The 20,414-nt window shown below is 69.4% G+C and carries 20 protein-coding genes; 10 read left to right on the forward strand and 10 right to left on the reverse strand.

Going from position 1 to position 20,414, the window contains the following annotated elements; genetic code table 11:
• Positions 1 to 78 precede the first annotated feature (78 nt).
• The 3 genes from ABD481_RS08930 to ABD481_RS08940 all read right to left on the reverse strand — a co-directional run bounded on the left by ABD481_RS08930 (position 79) and on the right by ABD481_RS08940 (position 1,807).
• Positions 79 to 522, reverse strand: a complete 444-nt coding sequence (locus tag ABD481_RS08930) for a DUF5994 family protein (protein ID WP_344665071.1) — start codon at positions 520 to 522, stop codon at positions 79 to 81.
• 245 nt (positions 523 to 767) lie between these two features.
• The gene (locus ABD481_RS08935) at positions 768 to 1,157 is read right to left on the reverse strand and encodes a hypothetical protein (RefSeq protein WP_344665072.1); all 390 of its coding nucleotides are present in this window, start codon (positions 1,155 to 1,157) and stop codon (positions 768 to 770) included.
• A gap of 47 nt (positions 1,158 to 1,204) precedes the next feature.
• A complete protein-coding gene (locus ABD481_RS08940; protein WP_344665073.1) occupies positions 1,205 to 1,807 on the reverse strand; it encodes a DUF5994 family protein in 603 nt (200 codons plus the stop codon).
• Between the two features lie 232 nt (positions 1,808 to 2,039).
• Here ABD481_RS08940 and ABD481_RS08945 point away from each other — a divergent pair, with 232 nt between their 5' ends.
• Together ABD481_RS08945 and ABD481_RS08950 are read left to right on the forward strand one after the other, a co-directional pair.
• Entirely contained in the window at positions 2,040 to 2,372 is a 333-nt protein-coding gene (locus ABD481_RS08945; RefSeq protein WP_344665074.1) for an RNA polymerase-binding protein RbpA, read from the forward strand.
• Positions 2,373 to 2,726: 354 nt separating this feature from the next.
• Entirely contained in the window at positions 2,727 to 4,391 is a 1,665-nt protein-coding gene (locus ABD481_RS08950; protein WP_344665075.1) for a DEAD/DEAH box helicase, read from the forward strand.
• 68 nt (positions 4,392 to 4,459) lie between these two features.
• Here the strand turns inward: ABD481_RS08950 and ABD481_RS08955 are convergent, their stop codons facing one another.
• Positions 4,460 to 4,858, reverse strand: a complete 399-nt coding sequence (locus tag ABD481_RS08955) for a hypothetical protein (protein ID WP_344665076.1) — start codon at positions 4,856 to 4,858, stop codon at positions 4,460 to 4,462.
• Between the two features lie 118 nt (positions 4,859 to 4,976).
• On the opposite strand from ABD481_RS08955, the gene ABD481_RS08960 reads away from it, so the two are divergent.
• Together ABD481_RS08960 and ABD481_RS08965 are read left to right on the forward strand one after the other, a co-directional pair.
• Entirely contained in the window at positions 4,977 to 6,332 is a 1,356-nt protein-coding gene (locus ABD481_RS08960; protein ID WP_344665077.1) for an MFS transporter, read from the forward strand.
• Positions 6,329 to 6,943 carry a hypothetical protein gene (locus ABD481_RS08965; protein ID WP_344665078.1) on the forward strand — a complete coding sequence of 205 codons (615 nt, stop codon included), beginning with the start codon at positions 6,329 to 6,331 and terminating at the stop codon, positions 6,941 to 6,943. The genes ABD481_RS08960 and ABD481_RS08965 overlap by 4 nt, the downstream gene beginning before the upstream one ends.
• A 97-nt stretch (positions 6,944 to 7,040) precedes the next feature.
• On the opposite strand, the gene ABD481_RS08970 is transcribed toward ABD481_RS08965, so the two are convergent.
• Positions 7,041 to 8,543, reverse strand: coding sequence for a hypothetical protein (locus ABD481_RS08970; protein WP_344665079.1), 1,503 nt, complete (start codon positions 8,541 to 8,543; stop codon positions 7,041 to 7,043).
• A gap of 248 nt (positions 8,544 to 8,791) precedes the next feature.
• Between ABD481_RS08970 and ABD481_RS08975 the strand changes: the two genes are divergently transcribed.
• The 4 genes from ABD481_RS08975 to ABD481_RS08990 are packed head-to-tail and all read left to right on the forward strand — an operon-like array spanning position 8,792 to position 13,540.
• Positions 8,792 to 9,103, forward strand: coding sequence for a hypothetical protein (locus ABD481_RS08975; RefSeq protein ID WP_344665080.1), 312 nt, complete (start codon positions 8,792 to 8,794; stop codon positions 9,101 to 9,103).
• Positions 9,100 to 9,729, forward strand: coding sequence for a hypothetical protein (locus ABD481_RS08980; protein WP_344665081.1), 630 nt, complete (start codon positions 9,100 to 9,102; stop codon positions 9,727 to 9,729). The genes ABD481_RS08975 and ABD481_RS08980 overlap by 4 nt, the downstream gene beginning before the upstream one ends.
• A 58-nt stretch (positions 9,730 to 9,787) precedes the next feature.
• Complete coding sequence (locus tag ABD481_RS08985) at positions 9,788 to 12,343, forward strand: hypothetical protein (protein WP_344665082.1); 2,556 nt, start codon at positions 9,788 to 9,790, stop codon at positions 12,341 to 12,343.
• A 3-nt stretch (positions 12,344 to 12,346) separates the two neighbouring features.
• On the forward strand, positions 12,347 to 13,540 hold the full coding sequence (locus ABD481_RS08990) for an ADP-ribosylglycohydrolase family protein (protein ID WP_344665083.1): 1,194 nt from the start codon (positions 12,347 to 12,349) through the stop codon (positions 13,538 to 13,540).
• A 31-nt stretch (positions 13,541 to 13,571) separates the two neighbouring features.
• Here ABD481_RS08990 and ABD481_RS08995 read toward each other — a convergent pair whose 3' ends face one another.
• Entirely contained in the window at positions 13,572 to 14,255 is a 684-nt protein-coding gene (locus ABD481_RS08995) for a TetR/AcrR family transcriptional regulator C-terminal domain-containing protein (RefSeq protein ID WP_344665084.1), read from the reverse strand.
• 93 nt (positions 14,256 to 14,348) lie between these two features.
• Between ABD481_RS08995 and ABD481_RS09000 the strand changes: the two genes are divergently transcribed.
• Complete coding sequence (locus ABD481_RS09000) at positions 14,349 to 14,825, forward strand: ester cyclase (RefSeq protein ID WP_344665085.1); 477 nt, start codon at positions 14,349 to 14,351, stop codon at positions 14,823 to 14,825.
• Between the two features lie 42 nt (positions 14,826 to 14,867).
• Here ABD481_RS09000 and ABD481_RS09005 read toward each other — a convergent pair whose 3' ends face one another.
• The 4 genes from ABD481_RS09005 to ABD481_RS09020 form a co-directional block, all read right to left on the reverse strand.
• Positions 14,868 to 15,959: a lysylphosphatidylglycerol synthase domain-containing protein gene (locus ABD481_RS09005; protein ID WP_344665086.1), complete on the reverse strand. Its 1,092-nt coding sequence runs from the start codon at positions 15,957 to 15,959 to the stop codon at positions 14,868 to 14,870.
• A 101-nt stretch (positions 15,960 to 16,060) separates the two neighbouring features.
• On the reverse strand, positions 16,061 to 16,828 hold the full coding sequence (locus ABD481_RS09010) for a ricin-type beta-trefoil lectin domain protein (RefSeq protein ID WP_344665087.1): 768 nt from the start codon (positions 16,826 to 16,828) through the stop codon (positions 16,061 to 16,063).
• A gap of 214 nt (positions 16,829 to 17,042) precedes the next feature.
• Positions 17,043 to 17,501, reverse strand: coding sequence for an Lrp/AsnC family transcriptional regulator (locus ABD481_RS09015; protein WP_344665088.1), 459 nt, complete (start codon positions 17,499 to 17,501; stop codon positions 17,043 to 17,045).
• A 26-nt stretch (positions 17,502 to 17,527) separates the two neighbouring features.
• On the reverse strand, positions 17,528 to 18,634 hold the full coding sequence (locus ABD481_RS09020) for a Glu/Leu/Phe/Val dehydrogenase family protein (RefSeq protein ID WP_344665089.1): 1,107 nt from the start codon (positions 18,632 to 18,634) through the stop codon (positions 17,528 to 17,530).
• A gap of 333 nt (positions 18,635 to 18,967) precedes the next feature.
• On the opposite strand from ABD481_RS09020, the gene ABD481_RS09025 reads away from it, so the two are divergent.
• Positions 18,968 to 19,969, forward strand: coding sequence for a glycosyltransferase family 2 protein (locus ABD481_RS09025; RefSeq protein WP_344665090.1), 1,002 nt, complete (start codon positions 18,968 to 18,970; stop codon positions 19,967 to 19,969).
• Positions 19,970 to 20,414: the final 445 nt, after the last annotated feature.

Consider the following 20,414-nt stretch of genomic DNA (forward strand, 5'->3'; position numbering starts at 1 on the left):
GAAGAGTCTCAAAGCAGCACCCTCATCCTCCGCCGGAGGCGTCGTGCCCGCCACCCCCACCGCTCCGGAGGCGTCGTGTCACGGCGCCAGCAGGTCGGCGGCGGTCGCGTGGTTGTCACGGGCCGCCGCGGCGGCCATCGCGCTTCGCGCCGTCCGCGGGTCGGTCTTCGGCGGGACCACCAGGAGCAGGAAGTGGTTCTGCAGCCCGAGGCTGAGGCTGATGGTCCGATCGGTGCCCGGGAACCAGCTGATCCGGATCATGCGGCCGTTGACGACGAGGGTGTCGGGGACGTCGTCCCACGCCTCGGTGTCCAGCCCCACCCGCACGATGGGCCCCAGGTGGGCGGTCAGCGCCGTGATCAGGTCCGGCAGTTCGAGCCGGATCTGGTCGGTGCGGGGCCACCAGGCGCCGTCGAACATGCCGCTCTGCGGCAGCGCCGGCTCCAGCAGCAGGCGAGGCAGGAGCGGAACACCGGAAGCGTCGGTCTGCAACGACGGCGGGAAGGAGATGGGAAGCGCCATAGGAGGCCGCCCGTCCGGTCCGCGAGCGGACCTGTCATGACCCAGGGGGCGACACCAGCAGGGATGTTAGTGAGAAAACGCTTCCTCGGATACCCGAATTATACCTTATGGAGGGGAGGCGATCCGTGAGAAAACGCCGGTCGGCAGAAACCGGTCGGTAGAAACCAGTCGGCGGAAGTCGGTCGACATGAGTCGGTCGACATGAGTCGGTCGACAGAAGTCGGCCGACAGAAAGGCGAAGCCGATCAGCGCTTGAAAAGTTCGATGGTCTCCGCTTCGGCTCCCGTGCCGGTTTCCGCGCCGGATTCCGCGCTGTCCCCGTCCGGCCGGGCTCGCAGCATGCGCCCCACCTCGTCGGCCAGCGCCGCGTCGGACTCCAGCATCTTCTTGATCTGCTGCCGGAGCACGGAGGCGGCGTCGTGGTTCTTCACACCGGCTGAATAGTCGTTCACGGCGGTTTCCAGCGAAGGCGTGCTCTTGTCCCGCCAGTAGATCTCCTGAAGCAGTACGCGGCCGAATTCCACTTTCCTGGCCGACCACTGCTGCTCGTCGCGGGCCGGAGCCGCGGCGCCACGCGCACCGATCGCGGGTCCGACCACGTCGAAGACCCGATCGGCCAATTCCGAAGCTTCCATGACCATCCCATCCGCTTCCCCCGGCCGCTGCCGACCGGAGCGACCTGTCAACGATCCGAGCTGATCGAGCTGACCGGGCTGACCGGACCGACCGAGCTGACCGGGCTGATCGAGCTGACCGGACCGAGCAGCTCGCCGGCGGGCGTGCGGTTCCCCGTCGTCGCGGCGCACGCCATCGCCGCGGCCGCCGCGGACGCGTCCGTCTCCGGCGGCACGACGAGCAGGAGCCGGTGGTCCAGGATGCCGAGGCTGAGGCTGATCGTCCCCGGGCTGGCGGCCAGCCAGCCGATCCGGACCACGTCGCCGTTCACGGTGATCAGCCGGGGCGTGTCCAGCCAGGCCGCGATGTCGACGGCGACCCGGCGGATCCGGCCCACGTGGGCGGCGAACGCCGTGATCAGGTCGGGCAGCTCGGTCTCGATGTCGTGCGAGCGGGGCCACCACGCCCCGTCGAACAAGCCGGTTCCCGCCATGGTGGGCTCGATGACCAGGCGCGGCAGGCAATCCGTGGCGAAGTGTTCCGGTTCTGCTTCGGGTCCGGGTTCTGCGGGGAAGTAGCGCTCCGACACAGCGGAAGCCGCCCGTCTGATCCGATGAGAGATCGGTCGTGAACCCAGGGCGACACCAACTCGGATACCGGTGTGCGACATGTCCTCGGCTGTTGACTCACCCTACTCCCGGGGGCCCCCTCGCCCAAGGCCCGGCGCTCCGCGACCTCGGCGGACAAGCAGCCTGATCGCTCGGCGGAGAAGCAGCCCGATCGGATCCGAAGGCGGCCGCGGTTTCCTGATCCGCGCCGTCGCGAGGGCGTACTGTTCGACACAGCGGGACGGTTCGCTCAGATGAGCTCAGAGCCGACCGCGGCAAAGGAGGCTCCAAGACATGGTGCGCAGCGCGATACGCGGGAGACGGATAGGCGCAGGGCCCAGGGGCGACAACGAACGCGGCCAGTCCGTGACACGGATCGCGGTGACCTTCTGGTGCGCTATCGGCCATTCGACCAGCTCGATCTTCGCGGCCTCCGCGGAGGTTCCCACCACCTGGGACTGTCATTGCTGTGACCGTCCCGCCGGCCTGGACCGGGACAATCCCCCGGATTCGGCGCGCAAGGCCCCCTCCAAGAGCCACCTGGCCTACGTCCGCGAACGGCGCAGTGACGCCGACGCGGAGATCATCCTCGCCGAGGCCCTCGCCAAGCTCCGCGCGGCCGCCTGACCTGGGAGTACGGCCCGGCGGCCGGGCCCCGCGGCGGGTCCGGGCGCCGGGCCGCCGCACGCGGCCGGCGGGCGCGGCGCGAAGTCCGATCACGGAAATATCACCGGCCTAAGTCGGCAGTGCTACAGTTGTGACTGTTGCGGTCATGGTTCCCATGAACTTGTGTGCGTCTGACAAATGAGAGTTGCCAGGCGCCCCTTCGTTTTCCCGGTGCGGATTCCCGGGCTGGTTGTCATCACAGCGGCGCCGGACGCGCGGTTTGCACGTCTCGGCTTTTCGGCTCGTTCGTGTCGCTCCCCGCAGTCTTCTGCGGCGCGGAGCTTCCTCGATCGCGCCCATTGAGGAAGGCTTCGTATGACTCGTTCCAGTCGCTCGTTCGCGCGCGATTCCAGCCAGCAGGCCGGCTCTGGCTCCCGCCAGTCCGGTTCTGGCTCGCGCCAGTCGGGCTCTGGCTCGCGCCAGTCCGGTACCGGCTCGCGCCAATCCGGCGCGGGCGCCGGGGCCGGACACCGTCTCCGCGGCGGCAACCGCCGGGGCGGCGCCCCGAACGGACAGTCGGGCCCGCCCGCGACCGAGGAGTTCGCTTCGCCGGACAACACCACACCCGCGCTTCCCGCCGTCGCCACGTTCAGCGAACTCGACATGCCGGCGGCGCTGCTGACCGCGCTGACCGAACAGGGCGTCACCACCCCGTTCCCGATCCAGGCGTATACGCTGCCTGACTCGCTGGCCGGACGCGACGTGCTGGGCCGCGGCCGCACCGGCTCGGGCAAGACCCTCGCCTTCGGGCTGGCCGTGCTGGCCCGGATCGCCGGGCGCAAGGCCGAGCCCTGCCGGCCCACGGCGCTGATCCTGGTCCCCACCAGGGAGCTGGCGCAGCAGGTGACCGACGCGCTCACCCCCTACGCCCGGGCGCTCCGGCTCCGGCTGGCGGCCGTCGTCGGCGGGATGTCCATCAGCCGCCAGGCCCACGCGCTCCGGAACGGCGCGGAGATCGTCGTCGCCACCCCGGGCCGGCTGAAGGACCTGATCGAACGCGGCGACTGCGACCTGGCCCAGGTCTGCGTCACCGTCCTGGACGAGGCCGACCAGATGGCCGACATGGGCTTCCTGCCCCAGGTCACCGAGCTCCTGGACCAGGTCGCGCCGGGCGGGCAGACCATGCTGTTCTCCGCGACGCTGGACCGCAACGTCGACCGCCTGGTGCGCCGGTTCCTCACCGATCCGGTCACGCACTCCGTGGACCCCTCGGCGGCCACGATCAGCACCATGGAGCACCACCTGCTGCACGTGCAGGTCGACGACAAGAGCGCCACCGTCGCGCACATCGCCTCCCGCGAGGGCGGCGTGATCATGTTCACCGACACCCGCCACGGCGCAGACCGCCTGGTGCGGAACCTGCTGGCCGACGGCGTGCGGGCGGCCGCGCTGCACGGCGGGAAGTCCCAGCCGCAGCGCACCCGCACCCTGGAGCAGTTCCGCAACGGCCAGGTCACCGCGCTGATCGCGACCAACGTGGCGGCCCGCGGCATCCACATCGAGGGTCTGGACCTGGTCGTCAACGTCGACCCGCCCAACGACCACAAGGACTACCTGCACCGCGGCGGCCGCACCGCCCGGGCCGGCCAGGCCGGCACGGTCGTCACCCTGGTGCTGCCGACCCAGCGCCGCGACATGACCCGCATGATGACCGCGGCGGGCATCAGCCCGCGCACGGCTCACGTCCACTCCGGCGGCACGGAGCTCGCCGACATCACGGGAGCCCGTGTTCCCACCGGGATAGCGGTCACGATCCCGGATCCGGTGATCGAGCGCCCTCGGCACACCGGGCCGGCCGGCCGGGGCCGCACGCGGCGCGGGCGCAGCGCTCGCACGGGCACGGGTACGGGGACCGGGACGGGCACGGGCGCGCCGCGTACTACGCAGACCGGGCGTGGGGCGCAGACGGGGCGTGCGACGCAGCCGAGCCGCGCTACGCAGGCGAAGAATGCGGCCCGGCGTACTGGAACCGCTACCTGATCTGATCAAGGGCACGGTGGTACAGCACGGACACAGCGGGGCAGCCGGTTCGGCTGCCCCGCTGTGTTTCAGCTTCCGGCGAGGTACTCCTCAAGCGGGACCGCGGCGGCTGTACCGAGGGCACTGATCCACACGTTGTCGCAGCGTTCCACAGCCCAGTCGATCGCTTCCCGCGGGCTTTCATCGTGCGATTCGAACCTGCCACGGATGTGCGCCATGTTCGGTTCCCCGCCTTCGGTGGCGTCCGTCCAGATCGCCTCCCAGGTCGCCGGGTGGTGTCCGGCGATCGCGGCGAACTCGGGTGAACGTTCGTGGAACGGATGGAATGCGATGACCACCCTTGCCGGGGTCGGCGGCCCCGGGTCGCGCCATCGCCGCTCGTCGGCCACGCGCTGTCGGGCCTGCGCTTCAGTAAGGCGTTCATGCCGCATGAGGAAGTCGATTCGATAAGAACGATCGTCCGCCATGCTACCTACGGTAGTCACTCACGCCGCATCCGATTCGACGGCGCGCGACCGGAGGCGCTACAAATGACAGGTGGCTAACGTCCGATCGAGGCTGGCCGACACCAAGCTGGTGTTCTAGGTGCGCCGGGCGGCGGCGGCACTGCTCGCGTTGACCGTGGGGTGCGTGCTGGCCGACTCGGCGGTGGTCACGCTCGCCCTGCCGGAGATCCTGGAGCGCCTCCACACCACGGTGGGGCAGGTCGCCTGGGTGCTGATCGCGTTCAACCTCGTTCTGGCCGTGGTCGCCCGGCCCGCCGCGTGGTTCTACAAAGGACACAACGCGGCCGTCTTGTGCGCGATCGGCATCGCGGTGTTCGCCGGGGCTTCGGCGTTGTGCGCGGTGGCCGGTTCCCTGGACGTTCTGATCATTGCCCGGTCGGTGCAGGCGGTGGGCGGCGCGTTCGCGGTCGTCGGCAGTCTTCAGTTGCTGGTCGCGGAGCTGACCGAGCGGCGCGGGACGGCATGGTGGATCGCCGCCGGTGTGTTCGGGACCGCTATCGGGCCGATGGCCGGTGGGCTGCTCACCGATGCGTTCTCTTGGCGCTCGATCTTCATCGTCCAAGTGCCGATCGCGGTTCTGGCCATTCCCGCCGCGCTCGTCACGCACCGCAAAAGCGTGCAGAGTGTCGCCGACGATCCGCCGAGGCATCGCGTACTGATCCAGCCGAACATCGCCTTGGCGCTGCTCTCGGCGGCGCTGACGGCGGCGTTGTTCCTGTTCGTGCTGCTCCTGGTCGACGGCTGGCGTCGGTCTCCGGCGGTCGCGGCCCTCACGGTCTCAGCGATCCCGCTCGCGGCCCTCTTCAGCCGGCCTCTGGTCCGGACGCTGCGCGCGGGGCCGCTGGCCGAGACGACGTCCGGGTGCCTGCTCATCGCGGGCGGCCTGACCGGGTTGGCGCTGCTGCCGTCGGCGGATCTCGCATGGACGATCGCTCCCCAGGCGCTCGTCGGACTCGGGCTCGGGCTGACGCTGGATCCGCTGACCCTGCGAGCGATGGACGGCCGCATGCCGTATTCGCTGCACGGCGGCTGGACCATCGCGGCCCGGCACGCGGGAGTGGTCCTGGGCCTCGCGATCCTCACGCCGGTCTTCACCGCGGATCTACGGAGCGCCCAGCCGCCCGCGAAGAACGCCATCACCGCGCTGGTGCTGAACGCCCCGCTGACACCCGAGGACAAGATCTCGATCGCTCGCGGACTGGCCGATCAGCTGAAGCAGCAAAGCGGCCGGGTGCCCGACCTGGACCCGGCCTTCGAGAAGCTGAGCTTCTCCCCCGCGGAGAAGCCTGTCGCGGCGGAGCTTGAGCGCGACCTCAACCTTCAGCTCCAGAAGGCAGCCACTCACGCGTTCCGCAACGCCTTCCTGGTCGGCGCGGCACTCGCCGTCGCTGCACTGCTGTCCTTGATCACGCTGCGTCGACGGAGCGCGCAGTGAGCGCCGTGACCCGCCTGCGAGCGGGAGCGCTGCCCGCGTTGGCCGCCGTGCTGGTCGGCGGGGTGCTGACCGTCCAGATCGCCCACGGCGGCGGCCGCTACAGCCCGCTCCGCCCGGCCAACTCCTGTATCGCGCCACCGGCCACCTCGGTGTCGACGGGAATCGACGGCCTGACCGAGCAGCTCGTCCTGACCGGCCTGGACGCCGCCGCCTGCCAGATCGGCATGTCCCGTGAGGAATTCGCGCTGCTGCTCGCCGAGCCCGGCACCCACACCGACGCGCAGATCAATGCATTGCGAAGCGGCCTGCTCACCGCCGTCGACAGTCTGAAGGCCGCGGGCCAACTGCCGCGAGCATCACAGCTCGCTCGCGAGGCGGTCGACGCCTCGAACCTCAGCGGCTTCCGCAAGACCGCGATCCGCGCCATCCCGGACTCGCTCATCGACAAAACCCTGACGACCGACGACATCCTGCGCCGCACGATCAACGATCTCGACCTGCGCGCCATGCTGGCCAACCTGAGCAACCGGCATGACCTGACCGTTCAGGTGGACGCGGCGGTGACGAAGGCGGTGCAGGAACGGCTGGCGGATCTGCTGCACTGTTGTTGATGACCGCTGTTAATAATCAAGAACAGCGCCAGCGGCCACAACCCGCTGACGCCATCCTCGACAGGCAGACTTCGGGAGCACTCCCGACGACTCAGCCCTACATCGGCGCGTCGACGACATTGTCAACGCGCGAACCCGGGTAGTCGGGCACGTATCCGAAGTTGAACTGTGTCGGCATGCGGAACAAGGTCGCGTCCGAGGTCACCCGGACCACGCTGGTGAACTTGGCGGTGTTGGCCGGTACGCAGGGTGCCGGGGTGCACAGCCAGTTCGCGAACTGCTTCTTGAACCAGTCCGGCTGGGCAGTGGTGAGCAGGTACGCGTAGTCGATCAGGACGACTGCCGAGTGGCCCTTGGAGATGACCAAGGGCTTGTTCAGGTTGCAGTTCATCGCGTCGCCGTCGGTCCAGCTGTTGCCCAGGTGCTGCTCGTCACGGCCGGCCTTGTCGAGGTAGTAACAGGTCGCGTCGAAACGCTTGCCGTCCTGGAAGCCGCGGAAGCGGATCGGGCCTTGGGTGAACTGGAGGCCGTACATGTCGATTCCGCGCAGGGTGTAGCTGACCGGGTCCTTGCCCTGCTTGGCCGCGTCGGACCAGCGTGAGTCGAGCACCAGTTTGGTGTGGGCCCACTGGTAGTCCTCGCGCGCCTCGGTCGGCATCACCGTCATCGGTACGGCGAAGGCCGGGCCCGGCTTGGTCTCGCCCGGCTGCTTCGGCAGCACTTGCGATTCCCAGCGGATGTCGGCGCCGTTGTTCCACAGCTCGCGGGGATCGCCGGGCGGGTTCAGGCGCCAGTCGCGGGACTTGCCGCACAGCCAGCCCCAGATCTTCTTCGCCAGTCCGTACACCAGCACCGCGGCCGCGATCGCGACGCCGGCGGGCGGGAAGACGGTGGCGACCATCGCGCCGGTCAGCGAGACCATGGCGACCACGCTGCCCTCGAGGTCGTGGTTCGCGACCGCCTCGGCCAGCGAGAACGGGTCGCCCAGGTACGGCGTCGCGTAGAGCACCGTCTTGGCCAGGCCCTCCAGGTTGCTCGCGGTCAGCCCGTCGTGGGCGACGTCGGCATTGGAGACGTGCTCGGTGACCTGCTCGACCCGGTCGGCGAAGCGCGCGCCGAACTCACGGACCGCGGGGCTCGAGGCGTTCGCGGCCACGTTCTTCACGGCCGCGACCATCTTCGAGGGGTCCAGTGCCCGGACCCGGGGACCGGCGACGGATCCGGACCCTGACCCTGCCGGGTGCAGCGGCGCGAGCAGCTCGGGCTTGTCGCGGATCTCCTTGTCCAGTTCGGCCGTGACCCGCTCGATGTCGGGAAGGACCGAGTCGATCTGCTTCTTGCTCATCGAGCAGGCGACGCCGCCGTTCTCGACGCAGTCCTCTTCCAGGGACTCGTCCCACTCGGCGACGGGCAGGTTCTCCCACAGGGCCATCTGGTCCGCGCCCCGGTTGGTCGCCGGCACCGACGGCGCCGGCGCGTCCATCGGCGCGCCGAGCCGCGACGCGTGCCGGACCGGTCCCGGCTGCGCCGCGGCGGAGGTCGTGGACGCCGCCAAGGTGAACGCTGTCGCGGTGGCGACAGCCATGAGCGTTCTCTTCATGGCGACACCATATGGTGCTAAAAGTCCAACTCTGATCCAGAAACGCCGTTTCCCCTTTTGGTGCATATCAGCACCGTTCTCTGCGTTGACCTGGGGCCTTCCGAACCTGGCGGAACGCGCCCCGGACCTCCGGGCCTCCTATACGATCTCTGTCACAACGTCGTGGACCCGGTCACACACGGGCGACCGATCCACGACATCGGGCGTTGTGAGCAGCAGAACATCACTATTCGGGGACAGAACATCAAATGGCAGATCGCCTTTCCGTGGATCTGGACGCCCTCGACGCGTTCGGGTCCCGGCTGGACACCATCAAGCAGGAGCTTGATTCCAGCCACCACACCATCGACTCCTACGACGGCGACTACGGTTCCGACAAGGTCCGCGACGCGATGCACCACTTCGAGTCGCACTGGCGGGACGGTCGCAAGCACGTGGAGAACACCGCCGAGGCGCTGGCGAACATGGCGCACGAAGCGGTCAAGACCATCCGCAAGTCCGACCAGGACATGGCGGACCAGCTGACCAAGGGCACGACCACCGAAGGCCCCCAGCAATGACCGGCGGGCCGGCGCTCGACGCCGGCGTCGGCTTCAGCCTGCGGGTGCCGCCGAACTGGTTCGAGCTGGACGTGCATCCGGCGACCCGGGAGGCGTCGATCCGGGAGCTCGTCCGCGACCGTCTCGCGCAGGTGCCCGAGTTGCAGGAGCGCCGCCGCGACATCGTCAAGCTGCTGAGCGACCAGGCCGCCAGGGCGTGGGACGCGGGGGCCGTCTACTGCGCGGGCATGGCCGAGCCGGTCGAGGACGGCGTGCTGCCGGCCAGCATCACCGTCTTCCTGCTGCCCGGTCCGCTGGGCGCGAGCAGCGACGAGCCGGACCGCACCGCGGCCCTGCTCCCGATGATGACGCCGAAGGAGCCCAAGCACGCGTCCGACACCTGGACCAAGGTCCAGGTCGTCGAACTCGAAGGCTGCGGCCAGGCCGTGCGCAGCTACGGGATCGAGGACGTGGAGCCCGCACCCGGTCGGCCGATCCGGACCGCGGCGATGCGGACGTTCGTGCCGATCCCGGACGTCAACCGGGTGCTGCTGGTGTCCTGCGGCAGCCCGGCCTTCGCCGTGGCGGAAGGGCTGTTCGACCTCTTCGACGCCCTGACCGGGACCCTGCGGCTGCACGACAGCTGAACCCGCGGAAGAACCTATACCGCGACTGGACTTACGACACATACGGGGAGCAACACAAGTGGCACGCCCTACAGACTGGAACATTCTGGATCTGGACCACGATCCGACGCCCGGGGAACCGTTCCGCATCAAGGAACTCGGCGGCCGGATGCAGAAGTTGGGAGAGGAAGCCGAGCTGTCCGCTCGGGATGTGCGGGGGCTGGCCGGGGATCCGGCGGCGATGAACTGGATCGGGGCGTCCGGGGACGCGTTCCGGGACAGCATAGGCAAGTTCCCCGGACAGTTGGACAAGGTCGCGACGTCGCATCAGCTGTGCGCGACGGCGTTGGTCGACTTCGGCAACGCGCTGGACAGCTACCAGTCGCAGGCGGACCGGGCGCTGGCGCAGGCGCGGCCGCTGCACGACCAGGTACAGCGCATCCAGAACCAGCTGTCGGCGGCGCACGCCGATCTGACGTCGGCGAACAAGGGCGTGGACGCGGCGCACGCGGCCGCGACCGTCGATCCGACCAGCGTGAGCACCGCGGTGCGGGCGCAGACGAACGCGCAGAACACTGTCAGTACCCTGAACAGCCAGATGTCCGGGACGAGCGCGCAGCTCGAAGCTCTGAAGAAGCTGGCGGCCTCGGCGGAATCGCTGCGGCACACCGCCGAGGACACGGCCCGCACCAAAATCAACTCCGCCACCGACGCGGGCATCCCGCCGGACTCGTTCTGGCACAAGGTGGGCGAGATCGCCTCGGTGGTGTGGAAGGGCCTGGTGATCGTCGCTGGGATCGTGTCCCTCATCGGCGGGATCGTGCTGCTGGTGGTCGGCGGGCCGCTGTGGCTGATCGTCGCCGTCGTGGTCGCCGGCGTGATCCTGCTCGCGGACAAGATCAACGAGTACGTCCATGGCAGGGCCCAGTGGTGGGAGGTGGCGCTGGCGGTCGTCGCGTGCATCCCCATCACCAAGGGCCTGACCACGTTGACGGCGCTCGGCGAGGCGTTCCGAGCCGGTGGCTTCCTCGGGGCCGGCCTGCACCTGGCGATGGCGGGCTTCGGCGCCGTGAAGGGGCTGTGCACGGGCATGGCCTCACTGGTCAAGGGCGGGGCCGGGAAGCTCGTCCGGATCTTCTCCGACGGATCGCGCGGGGCGGAGGAGGCAAGCCACATTCCTCACGACCCGGCGACGTGGCAGTTCCTCGACGCCGCGCACGCCAACTCGGCGCCGCGGATTCCGCAGGACGCTGCGACGTGGGAGTTCCTCGACCAGGCTTGGGCGAATTCGGCGGCGCCGGTTTCGGACGCGGTGAGTGGGACGGCTTCGGCTTCGGATGTGGTGCACGTGGCCGCGCCTGCCTCCGAGGAAGCAGGCCACGTAGCCGCAGCTGTGCCCGAAGCAGCCCACGTAGGCGCGTCGGCTTCGGATGCGGGTCACGTGGCCGGGTCGGCCTCGGATGCGGGTCATGTCGCCGCGTCGGCTTCGGACGCGGGTCATGTGACGGCGTCGGCCTCGGACGCAGGTCACGTGGCCGGGTCGGCCTCAGACGCAGGTCACGTGGCAGCGCCAGCCTCAGACGCAGGTCATGTGACCGCGTCGGCTTCGGATGCGGGTCACGTGGCCGCATCGGCCTCGGATGCAGGTCACGTGGCAGCGCCGGCCTCGGACGCAGGTCACGTGGCAGCGCCGGCCACGGAGTCGGCCCACGCACCAACCCCTGCCACCCATGCCTCGGATCCCTTCGGCACCGTCGTCGCCGACTCGGGATCGGCTGCCGCCGACGCCGCCGACGCGGCCCACGCTGCCGCTCCGGCTGCCGACGCGGCCCACGCCCATAGCGCCGATCCCTTCGGCACGGTCTCGCACACCGCTCCGGCCGCCGATACCGCCCACGCCGCCGATGCCTTTCAAGCCCAACACGCTGTCGACGCCGCGCATCCGGTCGACCCCTTCCACACAGCTTTCCCCGCCGACACCGCCCACGTGACCGCTCCCTTCGGCGATGTGGCCCACGCGGCTCCCGCTGACGCCGTCCACCTGCCTCCCGGCAGCGACGCCGCCCACGAGGCCGCGCTCGAAGGCTTCGCCAACAAGTACGCCGACTTCCCGGAGGACCTCGATTTCGCAAAGGAAGTGGTGGCGAACGACCCGGCGTACCACGGGATGGACCCCCGGGAAGTGGCCGCGGCCCGCGGCTATACCGGCAACTCGTTCTACTGGCAGCTGAACGGGGCCCTGCGCGACGGCGACCCGGCGCTGGCTGCGCGATACGCCGACCACGTCGCGGCCATCAACGGCGGCCTCAGTAAGATGACGCCGTACGAAGGCCAGGTCATACGTACCATGTCGTATCTGTCACCCGAGAAGGCCGCCGATATCGCCGCGCAGTATGTTCCGGGTTCGTCGGTCGTCGAGCACGCCTTCACCAGCGCCTCCAATGTCGAGGGCGGCATCCACCCCGACAGCCTGATCAAAATGACGATCCAGTCCAAAACCGGGGTCGACGTCACCGCCATATCGCACCACGAGAGCGAGCTGGAGGTCCTGTTCAAGGCGGGGACGGAGTTCGACGTCCTCGACAAGGTCCAGGGCCCCGGAGGCGTCTGGCACATCGTCCTGCAGGAGAAGTAAGGCATGAGTGATTTCGTTCCCACCCCTGAACAGCAGCGCATCATCGACGAGGCGCACCGTCACCATGAGGAGGCGATGCGCAACCCGTCGGCGCGCCGGCCCGCGCCCCCGCTGCGGGACGGCGAGTTCGCGCTCGGCCTCACCGCCGACGGCAAGCTCCAGGCCGGAGGCGGACGGCCGATCACGCCGCCGGATCCGAACGCACCGCTCGTCCCGTCGCGAGAAGTCCGCGCCGACCGTGCGGCCGGCGCCCTGATCGGCGCGGCGTGCGGCGACGCGCTCGGGGTGCCGTATGAGTTCCAGCCGACGCTCAGCGACGACCAGCAGCCGGTGATGCGCGGCGGCGGGCTGGGACCTTACGCCCCCGGCGAATACTCCGACGACACGCAGATGCAGGTGGTCATCGCGCAGGTCGCGGCGACGGGGCTGGCGCTGGACGACGATCCCGCGCAGCGCGCCATCGCAGAGGGCTTCATCGGGTGGGCGGCCGGTGGCGCGTCCGACATCGGCGCGCAGACCCGGCGGGTGCTCTACACGGCCCGCACGGCCGGCGGCGACGCGCTGGAAGCGATCCGGATGGCGTCGACCCAGCTCCATGCCCAGACGGGGCGCTCGGCGGGCAATGGTTCGCTGATGCGGACCGGCGTGGTCGGGCTGGGATTCCTCAATGGGTCCGATGCGGTGTACCGCTGCCGGGACGCGGCCCGGGCCATCAGTGGGCTGACTCACTACGACCCGCTGGCCGGCGACGCGTGCGTGTTGTGGAGCGAGGGCGTGCGCAAGGCCGTTCTCGCCTCGGGCCCGGGGCTGTGGCGGTTCGGAGGGGTCCGCGACGCCATCCACCTGCTCCCTTTCGAGCGCCAAGAGCAGTGGAGATCGTGGCTGGACGAGGCGCAGGAGAAGCCGCCGCACGCGTTCCAGCCGAACGGGTATGTCGTCTCGGCGTTGCAGGCGGCGTGGTCGGCGATCTACCACACGCGGATTCCCGAGCGGCCCGAGGATCACTTCCGACTCGCGGTGGAGGCCGCGGTCCGCGCCGGTGACGACACCGACACCGTCGCCGCCATCGCCGGCGTGCTGCTGGGCGCCGCCTGGGGCCGGGCCGCGATTCCGGTCGAATGGCAGCAGCGGGTGCATGGGTGGCCGGGGCTGAGGGTCGACGATTTGGCGTCGTTGGCGGAGCGGATCATCGGCTGAGGGACGGGAGCTGGCGGCACGGAGAACCGCGTCAGCCGCCAGCTCCACTCCCAGCTAGTTCGAACCCTGAGATCAGGGCCTCGACGGCGAGGGCGAAGCGTTCGTCGTCGTCCGTCCCCTGTCCCGTGGCGGCGGCCTCGACCAGCAGCGGATAGCGCTCGGGATCGAGTTCCGCGACCCAGGCCGCGGCGCCCACGTCCTCCGCCGCCGGGTCGATCCGCACCGCGGCCGTGGCGTGGCCGAGGACGAAGACTGTCAGGGCATTGATGGCGTGCAGCGCCCGGCCGAGCGGGAATCCCGCGGCGGCGAGCACGCGCAGGTAGCCCTCCACCCCGTCGAGCAGATCCGGGGTGACCGCCGGCCGGGACGAGGCCAGCGGCAGGATGCCGGGATGGTTCAGCAGCCCGTTCAGTAAGCCGTGCGCGTAGTCGTTCAAGCTCCGCTGCCACGGCTGCGCGGGGTCGGCGGGCGGGGCGGCGAGGGTGAAGGCACGTTCGACGATGCCGTCGAGCAGGGCGTCCTTGGTGGGGACGTAGTGGTAGATGGTCATGGCCTCCACGCCGAGTTCGGCGCCGAGGGAGCGCATGGTGAGCGCCGCCAGGCCGTCGCGGTCGACCAGGGCCAGGGCGGCGTCGAGGATCTGCTGACGCGTCAGGCCGACTTTCTGGCCCGGGCCGCGGGAACCGCGAGACCGGGCAGCTTCCGCGGCGGGCATCGTCGCCTCCTGACTTGACTTTCTTACGTCGTAAGAATCACAGTAGCGGAGTCGGAATCTTACCGCGTAAGAATCAATCCGGGAGGGATCGCCATGACGGCGCAGACCAGCGACACGCAGACCAGCGACGCGCAGACCAGCGACCGCAAGCAGGTCATCATCGACTTCGTCGCCGCGCTGAACGGCGGCGTGGACGCCGACTGGTCGCGGCACCTGGCCCCGGACGTCATCGACCACAACAAGATCATCTTCGGCGAGGAGGACGCCCCAGGCGCCGCGATCGAGGGCTTCCGCCAGCAGCTCGCCGCCTTCAGCATCGGCGAGCCGGGCGACGGCTTCCGCATCGAGCAGCTGCTGGGCGAGGGCGAGGACGTCGTCGCCCGCATGCGCGTCGCCGGCGTCCACACCGGCTACCACCCGCGCATGCCCGAGCCGACCGGCCGGCGCTGCGACGTCGAGCAGATCTGGATCTTCACCGTCCGCGACGGCCGGATCAGCGAGATCCGCGCGGTCAGCGACCGGCTGGGCATGTTCATCCAGCTGGGGTGGGACTGGCCGACGATGGATTGACGACGGACTGACGACGGACTGAGGCTGTCGGCCTCCCTGCTGTCAGGCCACAACCCGCCGTCGCCTGGTCATCATCTGCCAGCCCAGATACGTCACCGCGCCCAGAGGAATCGGCAGGGCGAGGGTCATGGCGCGGGTCAGCATGATTGCTGCGAGGACGCGGGCCGCAGTGGGCGTGTCGAGGCCGGAGAGGAGGAACAGGGTCAGGGCGTAGTCGATCATGCCGAGGCCGCCGGGGGTGATGGGTACTGAGGAGACCGCTCGGGCTACGGCGAAACCGGCGAAGCACATCTGCCAGGACACCTGGGATTGCTTTATGCCGCAGGCCCAAAGGCTGCTTTGGAGGACTACCCACCAGCCGAGGTCGCTGATGATGATCGCGAGGGTCAGTCGCCGTCCTCGGGTGGCGATCAGGGTGCCGGCCTCTTGGCGTAGGCGCACCATCATGCCGGTGAGTACGTCCGGTGTCGGGCGCTTCAGTGCGCGGAAGAGGCGGCCCGACAGGCGTGACAGCCAGCGGTCGGCCGCCATTGCGCCGTGGTCGTCCCGCAGTGCCAGGCGGACCAGCGCGACCATCGGGATGGAGATGCCCAGGCCCACGCTCGCCGAGATCCATAGGAGGGCGACCTGGTTGGACGCGGTGGGCAGGTCGTGCGACAGCGCCAGAATGATAAGTGCGACCGCCGGGGTGGCGAACTTGGCGATCGTGCTCCAGACGCCGGTCGCGATGGCGTAAACGCCGAAGGCCCGCGAGGTCACGCCCCAGCCGGTCAGCATCCGCCAGCTGACGCCCATCGCGATCGCGCCGCCGCCCGGGACGGTGTTGGCCACGGCTGTCGACGCGAGGTTCGTCGCGGCGGCCCGGCGCATCGTCAACCCCGGCAGCGCCGTCGTGATGAGGAACCAGTTGGCGAGCAGGTTGGCGAGCGTCGCGATGGCGACGACGGCAACGCCCGCCTTCGTCATCGACCGCAGGATATTGATAACGCTGCTGTACGAAGCCAGGGCCGGGAAAGCGAACCCGAACACCGCCACCAGCAGCGCGACCCCGGCGACGAGGCCGACTACCCGCCCCGGCTTCCAGCGACGGGCCCTGTCAGATACCTCGGCCGCACCTGGCTGCGTTTCGGACACATTCCAGCATTGCCCGCGCGCTCCCGCCGGTACCAGGGAGAAACCGTGAACATAGGGGTACGCGGCTCAAGGCCGGTCCAGGCACCCCGCATACCAAACGCCTAGTGCGCCAAGCGCCACTGCTGATTCGTTCCCTTATTGCACGTGTAAAGGATCAGCGGCGTGTTGTCACCGGTAGCCGCCCCAGAAGCATCCAGGCACTTGCCCAGCGTCTTGAGTTCGCCGGTCCGCGCGTCGTACGTCCACCGCTGCGCATCAGTGCCGTTACACGTGAAGACCTGGACCGGAGTCTTGTCATGCCGACTCGCGCCCCGAACGTCCAGACACTTGCCCATCGCCTGCACCGTGCCGCCGCTGTAAGTCCAGGCCTGGGCCGCCGTGCCGTTGCAGGTGAAGATGTCCAACTGGGTGCCGTCAGCATTGTTCGCGCCCGGGATGTCGATGCATCGGTTGCTGCCGACCCCGGTGATCGGGGCCGCCTGCGCCACGGAAGGGGACGGGGAGGAGCTCGTCGAACTGTCCGCTTCCGAAGGGGTCGACGCCTCGACCGCCGACATGCTCACCGGGCTCGTCGGGGTGACGATCTCGGTCGTGCCCGCCACCGGGGCCGCGGCCGGCGTCCCGCTGCCGCCGCCGAGCGTGACCAGCGAGACGCCGATGACCACCGCCGCGACGACCGCCACGCCGATCGCGATCACCACGCCGAGATTGGTCCGGGGTCGGGCGGCCTGGTCGTCGTAGTACTCGTCGCGGTAAGGATGGCCGCCGTTGAAGTCGCCGCCCATATGGGATGTATCGGACGCCGCACCCCAGCCGTTCTCCGCTGATTGGTCAGTACCACCCGCCGCGACCTGCCACGAAGCGGCCATCACCAGAGTGTCGTCCCGTGCCGCGTTCGGGGCATCGGCACGCACCCTCGCGCCGCAATGCGTGCAGAACGCGCCGCCACCGCCGACCGGCAGCACGTACCCGCAGTTCGGGCAGGTTTCCACAGTTCCAGTACCCCCTCGGGAAGACCGCATCAACTGTAGAACATGCCGTCGACTCCCGTGCTCGGTCCGGTTCGGTCCACCTCAATCCGGTTCAGTCCGGAAGCCTTTCCGGAACGGCCTTGTGCACCTGCTTGAAGATCACCGAGGTGCGGAACCCGGTCACCTCGCGGCGTTTGGCGAGGTGGTCGGTCAGGAAGGCGTGCAGCCGGTCCAGGTCGGGCACGCCGACGTGCAGCATGAAGTCGTCGCCGCCGGCCATGACGAAGGTGCTCAGCACCTCCGGCAGCCCGGAGGCGAAGGCGGCGAACGCGTCGATGACGGTGCGGCTCAGGGGCCTGATCTGCACCGCGACCATCGCCTGGACGCCGCGGTTGAGGGCGACGGTGTCGATCTGGGCGTGGTAGCCGCGGATGACGCCCCGACGGGTCAGGGATCTGACTCGCTCCAAGCAGGTCGACGGCGCGATCCCGAGCGTGCGGGCCAGGTCGCGGTTCGATCGGCGGGCGTCGGCCTGCAGGAGCCGGATGATCTCCGTGTCGAGGTGGTCCATGCCCAGATCCTGGCACCGGCGCCGCGTCACGCGCTCGGTGCGGCGCCGCCGAGCTGTGCGGCAGCGTCGAACCGGGCGGCGCCGCCGAGCCGAGCGGCAGCGCCGAGCCGAGCCCGCACCAACTCCTCCGCCGCCACAGCAGCACTCACTCCCCGCCGCTTCGCGTCAGCCAGCAGGTCGCGGACCGTGCCCTCGATGCCGAGCACCCGTTTGTGCGCATCGTCCTCGCCCAACCCATCCAGTTCGACGGACACCGCGTGAATCACTCCGCCGGCACTGGCCACGTAGTCGGGTACCCATTCGATTCCCCGCGCCTGAAGCAGATCCGCCACCTCGGGCGTCGCGAGCTGGTTGTTGGCCGGTCCGGCGATCGCCCGGCACCGCAACGCGGGCACGGTCACGTCGGTCAGCACACCGCCGAGCGCGGCCGGCACGACGATGTCCACCTCCGCGGTGAGCGCCGCCTCCGGTGCTTCCCACCGCGCGCCGAGTTGTTCGGCCAAAGCCTGTTTCCCAGGATCGATGTCGCTGAGCACCAATTCGGCGCCTTCCTGCGCCAACGCGGCCGCGATCCGCGCGCCGACGTTCCCAAGACCGACGACCGCCAATCGCAGGCCGCGCAAGGACCTGGTGCCATCAAGCCCGGTGGCGACGGCTTGGAGCGCGGCGAGCGTACCGTCAGCGGTATGGGGTGAGGAGTCTCCGCTGCCGCCGAGCGCGGTCGGCTTGCAGAACACGTGGTTGGTGCGCTCCCCCATCAGCGCCATGTCGTCGGGCCCGGTGCCGACATCCGGCCCGGTCGCGTAGATCCCGCCGAGCGCCTCGATGGCGTCGGCCACGTCGAGAAGCACTTCGCGGCGCTGTCCGGGCCCGAGTTCCATCTCTTCGGGCAGCGCCACGACGGTCTTGCCGCCGCCCCGGGCCAAGCCGGCCGCCGCGAACTTGGCGGTCATGCCCGCCGACAACCGGAGCACGTCCTCCAAACCGTCCTGCCACCGCCGATAGCGCCACATCCGGCAGCCGCCGGCGGCCGGACCCAGTACCGTGGAGTGCACGGCGATGATGATCGGCACCCCGGAACGGCGGCCGGTGCGGATGGCGATCTGCTCGTGCTCCAGCAGTGAGGCCGACATGGATACCCTCCCAAGCAAACGGTGTCGCTGACACCCCGATCTTGGGTCCTCCGGCCGGTCCGCATCGCCCTCGCCGAACGAACGGCTGAAACTGGCAGCCGCAGGCCGCGCACGACCGGACGTGATTCGCCGCGGCGGGCGTTTTCGTGCTCGGATGCGCAGCGCCGGAAATACGAAACTCCCCGACTGGAAACCAGAAAATGCCGAGGCCTCGGTGCGCCAGTGGTTGTTTCCCCGAACGGCATGTTCCCAGCTCAGTATGGGATCATCAGGTCCCCCGGGAGCCTGACCGGGCTGTGGAAATTCCCAAAGCGCGGGTGATATATATGACCGGTGATTAACGCCGCAGAGCCGCAGCCTTCACAACAGGCGTCGCGTCCGGAACCGGACGTCGATGCTTTAGGTCAGGATCTGGTCGACGTGCTGATGCCGTACTACGGCGACGTCGGCATGATGCAGGAAGCGGTCGGCAGCGTCCTGGCCCAGGACGACCCGAACTGGCGGCTCACGGTGGTCGACGACGGCACCGAACCCGGGGTTCCGGAGTGGTTCGCGGAACTCACCGCGGCGCACGGCGCCGACAAGATCCGCTACCAGCGCAACGAGACCAACCTCGGCATCACGGAGAACTTCCAGAAGTGCCTGACGCTGGCCTCCCACCCGCTGGTGACCATGGTCGGCAGCGACGACCGCATGCTACCCAACTACATAGGCACCGTCCGGGCCCTGATGCACGCCTTCCCCCAGGTCTCCCTCGCCCAGCCCGGGGTCGAGATCATCGACGAGCACGGCGAGATCACCGAACCCTGGGTCGACAAGATCAAGAGCCGCGTCTACGCGCCCCGCGTCCACGGCGCGGCCGTCCTCGGCGGCGAGAGCCTGGCGGTCAGCCTGCTGCGCGGCAACTGGATGTACTTCCCCGCCATCTGCTGGCGCACCGAGGTCATCACCGAAGTCGGCTTCAACCCGGCCCTGCGCGTGGTCCAGGACTTGGCCCTGACCCTCGAATGGGTCCGCGCCGGCGCCCAGATCGTCGTCTCCGACACCGCGTGCTTCCAATACCGCCGCCACGCCGTCAGCGTCTCCAGCGAACGCGCCTTCGCCGGCACCCGCTTCACCGAGGAACGCGCCTTCTTCCTCGACGAAGCCGCCAAAATGGACGACCTCGGCTGGCGCAAGGCGGCGCGCGCGGCCCGGCTGCATCTGTCGTCGCGCATCCACGCCGCCACGCTCCTGCCCTCCGCCATGCGCCACGGAAACGCCTCCGGTATGCGGACTCTGGCGGGCTACGCGTTCGGTCCGGCCCGTCGGCATGGCGGCGAATCGCAGCAGTAAGCGCCTTTTTGCCCATCAAGGCTTCGTTTCGGTACGGAGCCTCGGTGTGGAGCATCACATGAGGTATCCGGAGCTACTGAATCCGGCGAACGGCGAGCCAAGATACGATTACCGCCGGCAAGCACCGGTGCGGCTCACGGACGCCCCGGGGTGGAACACACGGGGATAACACCGATGCGGTACGCACTGACACACGGGCCGATGGCGCGGTGGAATTCCCACGCATCATGTTCGACCACGATGTTGCTCCGCCCCCTGACCACAAGCTCCGGCCGGCCGGCCTCCCCAGCGGATCCATCGGGACGAGTGGAACCGCCGGAACCAGCGCGGCAGCTGACATCACGAGCACGGTTCGCGCCGGTCGCGAACACCACGGAAGACGCGGGACGGAACGCCGTCACCGCATTCGAGCAGGCCCGGTCCTTCGACCGTCGGGATGCCGGCT

Source organism: Catenulispora yoronensis, from assembly GCF_039531695.1.
GTDB lineage: Bacteria > Actinomycetota > Actinomycetes > Streptomycetales > Catenulisporaceae > Catenulispora > Catenulispora yoronensis.